The organism is Streptomyces sp. NPDC046881, from assembly GCF_040645015.1.
In the GTDB taxonomy this organism is placed as follows: Bacteria; Actinomycetota; Actinomycetes; order Streptomycetales; family Streptomycetaceae; genus Streptomyces.
Genome location: NZ_JBEYXJ010000183.1, coordinates 1 through 8,797 on the forward strand (window position 1 = coordinate 1; position 8,797 = coordinate 8,797).

Sequence of the window (8,797 nt, forward strand, 5' to 3'; positions counted from 1 at the left end):
ACGTGACCACCCCCCACCGTATGGGCCCCCCAACCAACACAATCTGGCCGGGGGTGGCGCGCGCGCCCCCCCCCGGGGGGGTGGGGCTCTCCCACGACGCCGGGGGCGACCGCTCGCAGACCGTCCGGGCGATCCGGGAGTGGCTGCCCTACCTGCTCGACTCCGGGTACCGCCTCACCGTGCCGCCCCGGCGCGCCTGACGGTCCCCGGCCCCACCGTCCCGCCGGGCCGCGGCGGTTCACGTGACCGCGGCCAGGCGGGCGAAGACGACGACGTTCCCCTCGTAGCCGTTCTGCTTGGAGAAACCGCCTCCGCAGGTGATGACCCGGAGCTCCGGCGTCCCCTTCGAGCCGTACACGCGGTCGCCGGGGAAGTTGTTCTTCGCGAAGACCTCGACGCCGTAGATCTCGAACACCGCGGTCTTCCCGTCCTGGCGCAGGACCTCGATCTGGTTTCCCTTCGTCAGCGCCCCGAGGCCGTAGAACACGGCGGGGCCCCGCTGGTTGTCGACGTGGCCGACGATGACCGCGGTGCCCTTCTCGCCCGGGGACACGGCGCCGGTGAACCAGCCGGCCAGGCCGGGGTTCTCCGGCGGCGGCGCGGCGACCCAGCCGTCCGCGTCCAGCCCGACCTGCACGACGGGCGCGTCCACCCGGATCGCCGGGATGCGGACCCGCTGCACGGGGGAGAACGGCAGGGCGGTGGGCGCGGGCGCGAAGGTGCCCAGGGTGGCGCGGCTGTCGGGGGCCGCCGCCGAGGCGGGCTGCGGCGGGCCGACGTCGAACTCCCCGGAACCGTTGCGGATCAGGGCCAGACCGGTCAGCAGAACAAGCGCTATCACGCCCCAGGGGGCGCGCTTCCTCCGCCGCTCCTCCTCTTCGGCCAGCTCGGCCAGCTTGGACGCAGACATTCGCCATCCCCTCTCGACGCGGTCGCCGCCACGCCCGTCGCGCATGGGAAAACGCTAAGTCCCGCGCGGGCGACGGGCGACGGGGCGATCGGCGAACGGGTGGCCGCCCGCACGCTCGGTGAGCCATCCGAGTTGCCGTTCTCAGGAATTTTCTGACGGTCCGTGACCTGCGGCAATATCCGATTGTGTGGTTGTCCGTCGGCGTGTCGGATCACCAGGACGGACCATTCTCGACATGCGGGCGTGTTCCGCGCGTCCCAGGGTCTGTACGGGAGGTGATTTCTCGCCGATCCACCGGGGACGGGACCCGGTGACCTCCCGCGGAGGATCACATGCGCAACCAACGTGCCCTGGCGGCGGCGTGCACCACGGTCGCCGTGCTCGGGCTCGCCGCCCCCGTGGCTGTCGCGGACGGCATGGGCAACGGGGGCGGTCCGAGCAGCACCGACAACACCACCGTCATCGTGCCCGGCACCGGCAACATCGGCACCTTCAGCGGGGGTGGCGTCATCCCCGGCACGGGCAACCTCAACGGCAACGGCCGCTTCAACGGGAACGGGAACTTCAACGGCAACGGCAACTTCAACGGCAACGGGAACTTCAACGGGAACGGCCGTGAGGGCTTCGGCAACGGCCGTGGGGGCGAGGGCGGGAACAACGGCCGTGGCGGAGAGGGCAACGGCCGTGGCGGCGAGGGCGGGAACAACGGGCGCGGGGACCGGGGGGACCGGGGGGACCGCGGGGACGACTTCGGCCGCGGGAACGGACTCGGCGGGGAAGGGGGCCGCGGAGAGGGCTTGGGCAACTCCCGCGACATCTTCGTCACACCCGACATCGTGCCCGCCGGCGGTCGCGTCACCATCATCGTGAACGGCTGCCGCAGCGGCACGGCGAGCTCCGACGCCTTCGGCGTCACCGACCTGGAGTCGTTCCGCGACGACACCGCGCGGGGTGTCGCCACCGTCGACCGCGAGGCCCGCCGCGGCCGCTACGACGTCACCGTCCGCTGCGACGGCCGCACCATCACCCGCCGGGACGCCTTCACCGTGATCGGCGGTGTCAGCGGCGGGTTCGGCGGCAGCAGGACCAGCGGCGCCACGCCCACCGACGTGGCCATCGGCGGTGGCCTGGTGGCCTCCGCCGTGGTCGGCGGGGGCGCCTTCTGGCTGCGCCGCCGGCACGAGAAGCGCGTCTGAGTTCCCGGTGCGCCGTCGGGCCACCGGATCCGCCCCCGTCCCCGACCCGTGCACGTCGACAGGCCTTCGCCCCGGTTCCTCGCGGAAGTGGGGGCGAAGGCCTGTCATGGCCGCCGTGCCGGCCGGGGCTATCCGCCGGCGCCCGGGAACATGCTGAGGAACGGCTCCGCGGTGACCGCGATGCCGCGGCTGTAGGGCGCGTCCAGGTCCCAGATGAGGAACAGCATGAAGGCGATGGTCGCGGAGAACAGCCCGGCCAGGACCAACTCGCGCCGGGTGCGCCGGATCTGGAGCGCGAACACCATGCCGATGGTGATCAGCGCCCCGGTCAGCAGCCCCCACCACACCACCGGGGGCATGGTGGCCCCGGTGGCGTCGGCCCGCGCGTTGCGCGCCTGGTCGGCGGTGGCCAGCTGGTCCAGCAGCGGCTGGTAGGCCTGGGCCTCGAAGTCGTTGCGCGGCTGGTAGTCGGTGACGTCCGCCCGCACCGTCTGCAGCAGTTCGGCGCCGTGGTCCGTGACCCGCTCCTCGTCCGCCATCGCCCGCCACTCGGTGTGCACGACGTACCCCACGTAGGCGTCCACGTCGGCGCGGATGCGGTCGCGGATGTCGGGCGGGTAGACCCGGACCCGCTCCGAGATCTCGTGCAGCGCCTGCGCCTCGGTCTGGACGTGGTCCTGGGCGGAGTTGCGTGCCTCCCACACGCCCGCGATGGCCAGTCCCAGCACGATGGCGTAGATGACGCCGATCCACATCGTCATGTACTCGATGACGTCCGGGGTCTCGCTCGGATCCTCGTCCTCGGCGGCCGTCCGGTGCCGTAGCAGCGTGATGACGACCACCACGGCGCAGGCCCCCAGCATCGCGAGGACGAGAACAAGCCAATCCGACAACTGGTGCCTCCAGAAGTGAGCGGGCCGGCGCGTCAGCGCGGGCGCAGCGCCGCGACGGCGACGATCGCGGGGACGGTGATGAGCAGGACGTAGGTGACGGGCGAGGTGTGACCGCGGGTGGTGCGGCTGACGGCGTGCGGGTGGTACGCCGGGTAGCTCACCGGGGTCACGGACGGCCGCGGGACGGGCTTGGGCGCCGGCTTCGGCGTGGGGGCCGGCTCGGGCGCCGGCGGCGGGGCGGGCGGGGGTGTCGGCCGGGGTGCCGGGGGAGCCGGAGGTGCCGGAGCGGGCCTGGGGGGCCGCGGCGGGGGTGTCGGTTTCGGCGTCGGTTTCGGCGCCGGTCTGGGCGTCGGCGTCGGTTCGGGGGTGGGGGTCGGTGTCGGCGGGGGCGGCGGCTTCGGCGGTGGGGTCGGTGTGGGGGTGGGCGTCGGCGGGGGCGGGCACGGGGGCGGGGGCGGCGGCTTCGGGCAGGGCGGGTCGGGCCAGTGGTGGCCGCCGGCGTAGGCCACGGCCACCGTGCCGTCCGGGCCCGTCGAGGCGGACGCGCAGGCGTCGGCCGACGCGCTGCCGGCCGGACAGCCCACCAGCGCCCAGGTCAGCGTGAAGAGGGCCAACACCCGTGTGGTGGGCGCGCGTCGGGTCACTTCGGGTCCATGCACGACGAAGATCATGAGGCGCGACCGCACGCCGTGCCCGGGAGTACGCCGAGATTGCTCCTAAAGAGGGAGATGGGATGATCACGGGTTTGACGGGCGGAAGAGTCTGTATCGGGCAGCTTCATCCCGGTGTGCGCGCCGGTGGCTCCCCGGGCGCGTCACAGGATCCGGAAAGAAATTCCGGCCGCCGTTGAACACCGCGGCCCCTGCGCCGCGTACCCATGACCGTGCGGCGGCGCAGCAGGCGCTGCAATATCCAGGCGATAATGGGGAGTTTGACGATGAAGACCTCCTGGCGGACCGCCTCACTGGTGGCCACAGCCGCTTCGGTGCTGGCGCTGACGACGGCGTGCGGTCAGGACAACGCCAGCGCTCCCGCGTCGGCGGCCCAGAATGTCGGGGCCACGGCCGCCGCCGGCGACTACGGCAACCCGGGTGCCGGGACCGCGACGGGCGCGGGCAACGGATACGGCGCCGACGGCAGCAAGACCTCCGCCTCCCCGTCCCCGGCCACCCCCGCGGGCAAGCTCACCGTGGCCGCCAACCCGGACCTGGGGAACGTGCTCACCGACGGCTCCGGCCTCACCCTCTACCGGTTCGACAAGGACACCGCGAACCCGCCCAAGTCCAACTGCGACGGCGACTGCGCCACCACCTGGCCGCCGGTCCCCGCCGACGACGCCACCGCCGGCGACGGCATCGACAAGGCGCTGCTCGGCGAGGTCACCCGCGCCGACGGCACCAAGCAGCTCACCATCGGCGGCTGGCCCGCCTACCGCTACGCCAAGGACGTCAACGCCGGTGACGTCAACGGCCAGGGCGTGGGCGGCAAGTGGTTCGCGCTCGCCCCCGACGGCAAGAAGGCCACGCTGTCCGACCTGCCCGGCCTGTCCGTCCGCAAGGACCCCAAGCTCGGCGACATCGTCGTCGACAAGAAGGGCATGACGGTCTACCGCTTCATGAAGGACCAGGCCTGGCCGAAGTCCGTCTCCAACTGCACCGGGGCCTGCCTGGAGAAGTGGCCGGCCGTCGGCCCGGTCAACGCCGACGACACCAAGGGCGTGAAGAAGAAGGGCCTGATGCCGTTCACCCGTCCCGACGGGGTGAAGCAGATGACCGTCAACTGCTGGCCCATCTACACCTTCTCCGGGGACAAGGCCCCGGGCGACACCAACGGTCAGGGCGTGGGCGGCACGTGGTACGCCGTCTCGCCCGACGGCAAGCCGGTCGGCGCGCCGGGCGAATAGATCACCTCCCCAGGGTCGATCGTCCCGCCCGACCCGGCGCACGGCCGCAGATCCGCCCCCTCCGCACCGCACGGAGGGGGCGGATCGTCGTGTGCGTGGGCGCGCGCGGCCGGACAGCCGTCACACAGCGGGGCCATACGGGCACTTGCCGCAGGCAGTGACCGGGAACGGACGGTCAATTTCCGGTTCAGGTCGCCCGTTTGGCGGGCGATCAGTAGCCTCAGCTCGAACACCGGATCGCCTGTCCGCGTCGCCTACGCCTTGGAGTGATACATGGAGCGCCCCGCCTGGGCCCCCCGGAGCATCGACATCTCGGTGCCGAGCGTCTCGCGGATCTACGACTACTACCTGGGCGGTTCGCACAACTTCGAGGTGGACCGGGAAGCGGCCCGCAAGGCCATGGACTTCATGCCGGGACTGCCGAAGATCATGCAGGCCAACCGGGCGTTCATGCGCCGGGCCGTGCGGTTCGCGGCCGGCGAGGGCATCACCCAGTTCCTCGACATCGGCTCCGGCATCCCGACCTTCGGCAACGTCCACGAGGTGGCGCAGGCGGCCGTACCGGGCGCCCGCGTCGTCTACGTCGACCACGACCCGGTGGCGGTCGCGCACAGCGAGGCGGTGCTGGCGGGCAACGACGACGCCGACGTGATCGCGGCGGACCTGCGCAAGCCCCGGGAGATCCTCTCCAGCCCCCGACTGGACCGCCTGATCGACCTGAATCGGCCAGTGGCCCTCCTCCTCGTTGCCATACTGCACTTCGTGGAAGACGCGGACGACCCGTACGGAGCGGTGGCCGAGCTGCGCGAGGCGCTCGCGCCCGGCAGCCTGCTGATCCTCACCCATGCCTCGTACGAGGGAATCCCGCTGCCCGCCGAGCGGGCCGAGGGCGCGGTGGACGTATACAAGGACATTCGCAACCCGCTGATCATGCGCTCGCGCGAAGAGATCGCGCGGTTCTTCGAGGGGTACGACATGGTGGAACCCGGACTGGTGCAGATGCCGCACTGGCGCCCGGAATCGGCGCCGGAGGACGAGGATCCGTATGCCTTCTCCGGATTCGCCGGCGTGGGGCGTACGGCGTGAGCGCGGAGCAGGACGAGCCGGAGGGCAGACTGCGCCGGCTGACGACGATCTGGAGCCGGGCGCTCTTCCCGGTGACCTCGACGTCGTTCACCCGCGCCGAGTTCGAGGAACAACTCCTGCCGCTCGCCCGCCGGTTGAGCGAGCTGCTGCGGGCCCGCAGCTTCGACGCGGACGCGGCGAAGGCCGTCGGCGCCGCGCTGGTGCGGGCGCACTGCACCGACCCCGAGGCGCTCGCCCGCACCCTGGACTGTGTCGACGCCTACCTGGTCCTGTACTGCGGCGAGGACGGCCCCCAGGACGAACTGCGCATGCGTTCCTCGCGGTTGCAGCACGCGATGGCCGCCGGCTACGCCCAGGCGCTGCGCGAGCGCACCCTCGCCGAGCAGGAGGCCATCGCCCAGGCCGCGTTGCGGGCCCAGGGTGTGGTGGCCCAGGCGCTGCACGCCAGCGAGGCCCGCTTCCGCGCGGTCTTCGAGGGGGCCGCGATAGGAATCGGCATCGCCGACCTCGACGGGAACGTCCTCCAGGTCAACGAGGCGCTGCTGCGCATGTTCGGCCTCTCCGAGCAGACCCTGCGCGGCCGCCGCGTGCAGGACTGGGTCCACCCCGAGGACGCCCCGCAGACCTGGCGGCTCTACGACGAACTCGTGCGCGGCGAACGCGAGCACTACCACCTGGAGAAGGCCTTCAACCGCCCCGACGGCACGGTCCTGTGGACCAACCTGACGGTCTCCCTGCTCCGCGACGCCGACGGCACCCCGCAGTACCAGCTGGCCCTCATGGAGGACACCACCGAGCGCCGGCTGCTCAACCTCCGGCTGCGCTACGAGGCCACGCACGACGCCCTCACCGGCCTGCCCAACCGCTCCCTGTTCTTCGAACGCCTGGAGAAGGCGCTGGGTGCGGGCGAGGGCCAGCGCTTCGGCCTGTGCTACCTGGACCTGGACGGCTTCAAGACCGTCAACGACAGCCTCGGCCACGCGGCCGGCGACCGGCTGCTGGTCGAGGTCGCCGACCGGCTCCAGTCCTGCGCGACCGCGCCCGGCGAGATGGTCGCCCGGCTCGGCGGCGACGAGTTCGTGGCCCTCACCACCGGTCCCGGCACCGAACGCGAGGTGGACGAACTCGCCGAGCGCATCATGAACGCGCTGGTCACCCCGATCAGCATCGACGGCCGCGACCTCCTGGTCCGCGGCAGCCTCGGCATCGTGGAGGGTCCCGCCGGCGAACGCACGGCCGCGGAGGTGCTGCGCAGCGCGGACATCACCATGTACCGGGCGAAGTCGGCCGGCGGCAACCGTTCCGAACTGGCCGACCCGGAGGCCGACGCCCGCGCCATCACCCGCCACGGCCTGACCACGGCCCTGCCGACCGCCCTGGAACGCGGCGAGTTCTTCATCGAGTACCAGCCGCTGGTCCACCTCGGCGACGGCAGTGTGCGCGGTGCCGAGGCGCTGGTGCGCTGGCTGCACCCGCAGCACGGCGTGCTCGGCCCCGACCGGTTCATCCCGCTCGCCGAGCACACCGGCCTGATCGTTCCCCTCGGCCGCTGGGTGCTGGAGGAGTCGATCCGTCAGGCCCGCGCCTGGCGCGAACGCTACGGCGAACAGACCTCCGCCGGTCCGCTGCGCATCAACGTCAACCTGTCGCCGTGCCAGCTCAGCCACCCCCGCCTGGTGCAGGACACGGTCGACATCCTCGAACGCTCCGGCGTCGCCCCGGACGCCCTGTGCCTTGAGGTCACCGAGTCCGCGCTCATCGGCGCCGACGACGACCTGCTCAAACCCCTGCGCCGACTGGCCGAGATGGGCGTCGACATCGCCCTGGACGACTTCGGCACCGGCTACTCCAACCTCGCCAACCTGCGCCGCCTGCCGGTGAGCATCCTCAAACTCGACCGCTCCTTCACCCAGAGCATGCAGCGGTTCCCCGCCGACCCCGTCGACCTGAAGATCGTGGAGGGCATCGTCTCCCTCGCCCACAGCCTCGACCTGGCGGTCACGGTGGAGGGCGTGGAGACCGGCGCCCAGGCCGAACAGCTGCGGATACTGGGCTGCGACACCGCCCAGGGCTGGTACTACGCCCGCCCGGGCCCACCGGAGAGGCTCCAGGACCTGGCGTTGGTGGACGCGACGGGCTGACCGGCCCCGTCGTCCCCCCTCCCGGGCGGACGCGACCACGGCGGTGGCCGCCCGGACGAGTGCCGCGGTGGCCGTGAAGCGGGACTGCTGCGGCCAGGCGACCGCCGGCAGCGAGGGCGGCGCGTCCGGGACGGGCCGGTAGACGACGCCCGGACGCGGACAGCGATCGGCGACGGACGCCGGCAGCACGGTGACCAGCACCGGGTTCCGTCCGAGGACGCCACGGGCACGGCCCCAGGGCTGTCAGGGTCTGCCGAGGGCGCAACCGGTACGGCCTGCCGGGCCACGGCGTTCGGCCGCCGACGGCATGGGGCCGACCGACGGTGCCACCAGCACGGCGTGCGGCGCCACCGGTACGGCCTGCCGGGCCACCGCGTTCGGCCGACGGCGCCACAGGTACGGCCCGTCGCTCCACCCGCACCGCCGACGGCCCTACCCGAAGGGCCCGGGCGTGCCGCCGGGTGTGGGCCGTGGGGCCACCGGCAGGCGGCCGGCGCGTCCCGCGGCTCCCGCCCGTCGCTCCACCCGCACCGCCGACGGCCCTACCCGAAGGGCCCGGGCGTGCCGCTGGGTGTGGGCCGTGGGGCCACCGGCAGGCGGCCGGCGCGTCCCGCGGCTAACGACCCGCGCGCCGCCGGCACCGCCGTCGGGCGGAGGGGTGGGGCCCG

7 protein-coding genes and 2 pseudogenes are annotated in these 8,797 nt (G+C 72.9%); 5 read left to right on the plus strand and 4 right to left on the minus strand.

Going from position 1 to position 8,797, the window contains the following annotated elements; all coding sequences use genetic code 11:
- Positions 1–71: 71 nt before the first annotated feature.
- Positions 72–200, plus strand: a pseudogene (locus ABZ923_RS40000) (polysaccharide deacetylase family protein); the annotation flags it as partial.
- A gap of 38 nt (positions 201–238) precedes the next feature.
- Here ABZ923_RS40000 and ABZ923_RS40005 read toward each other — a convergent pair.
- The gene (locus ABZ923_RS40005; RefSeq protein WP_361482919.1) at positions 239–910 is read right to left on the minus strand and encodes a class F sortase; all 672 of its coding nucleotides are present in this window, start codon (positions 908–910) and stop codon (positions 239–241) included.
- Between the two features lie 332 nt (positions 911–1,242).
- Between ABZ923_RS40005 and ABZ923_RS40010 the strand changes: the two genes are divergently transcribed.
- Positions 1,243–2,106 (plus strand): hypothetical protein, encoded by an 864-nt coding sequence (locus tag ABZ923_RS40010; protein WP_361482921.1) that lies wholly within the window; start codon positions 1,243–1,245, stop codon positions 2,104–2,106.
- 128 nt (positions 2,107–2,234) lie between these two features.
- Here ABZ923_RS40010 and ABZ923_RS40015 read toward each other — a convergent pair whose 3' ends face one another.
- A complete protein-coding gene (locus ABZ923_RS40015) occupies positions 2,235–2,999 on the minus strand; it encodes a hypothetical protein (protein WP_361482924.1) in 765 nt (254 codons plus the stop codon).
- Positions 3,000–3,031: 32 nt separating this feature from the next.
- Positions 3,032–3,160, minus strand: a complete 129-nt coding sequence (locus ABZ923_RS40020) for a hypothetical protein (protein ID WP_361482935.1) — start codon at positions 3,158–3,160, stop codon at positions 3,032–3,034.
- A 776-nt stretch (positions 3,161–3,936) separates the two neighbouring features.
- Here ABZ923_RS40020 and ABZ923_RS40025 point away from each other — a divergent pair.
- The 3 genes from ABZ923_RS40025 to ABZ923_RS40035 all read left to right on the plus strand — a co-directional run bounded on the left by ABZ923_RS40025 (position 3,937) and on the right by ABZ923_RS40035 (position 8,129).
- The gene (locus tag ABZ923_RS40025; RefSeq protein WP_361482933.1) at positions 3,937–4,902 is read left to right on the plus strand and encodes an SCO0930 family lipoprotein; all 966 of its coding nucleotides are present in this window, start codon (positions 3,937–3,939) and stop codon (positions 4,900–4,902) included.
- A gap of 273 nt (positions 4,903–5,175) precedes the next feature.
- The gene (locus ABZ923_RS40030) at positions 5,176–5,988 is read left to right on the plus strand and encodes an SAM-dependent methyltransferase (RefSeq protein WP_361482927.1); all 813 of its coding nucleotides are present in this window, start codon (positions 5,176–5,178) and stop codon (positions 5,986–5,988) included.
- Positions 5,985–8,129, plus strand: a complete 2,145-nt coding sequence (locus ABZ923_RS40035; protein ID WP_361482930.1) for an EAL domain-containing protein — start codon at positions 5,985–5,987, stop codon at positions 8,127–8,129. The genes ABZ923_RS40030 and ABZ923_RS40035 overlap by 4 nt, the downstream gene beginning before the upstream one ends.
- Before the next feature lie 24 nt (positions 8,130–8,153).
- On the opposite strand, the pseudogene ABZ923_RS40040 reads toward ABZ923_RS40035, so the two are convergent.
- Positions 8,154–8,327 (minus strand): annotated as a pseudogene (locus ABZ923_RS40040) (LysR family transcriptional regulator); the annotation flags it as partial.
- Positions 8,328–8,797: the final 470 nt, after the last annotated feature.

Bases quoted from the DNA above. Each gene is read 5' to 3' on its own strand.
- ABZ923_RS40010 (WP_361482921.1), top strand. From the start codon at position 1,243: ATGCGCAACCAACGTGCCCTGGCGGCGGCGTGCACCACGGTCGCCGTG.
- ABZ923_RS40030 (WP_361482927.1), top strand. From the start codon at position 5,176: ATGGAGCGCCCCGCCTGGGCCCCCCGGAGCATCGACATCTCGGTGCCG.
- ABZ923_RS40005 (WP_361482919.1), bottom strand. From the start codon at position 910: ATGTCTGCGTCCAAGCTGGCCGAGCTGGCCGAAGAGGAGGAGCGGCGG.
- ABZ923_RS40025 (WP_361482933.1), top strand. From the start codon at position 3,937: ATGAAGACCTCCTGGCGGACCGCCTCACTGGTGGCCACAGCCGCTTCG.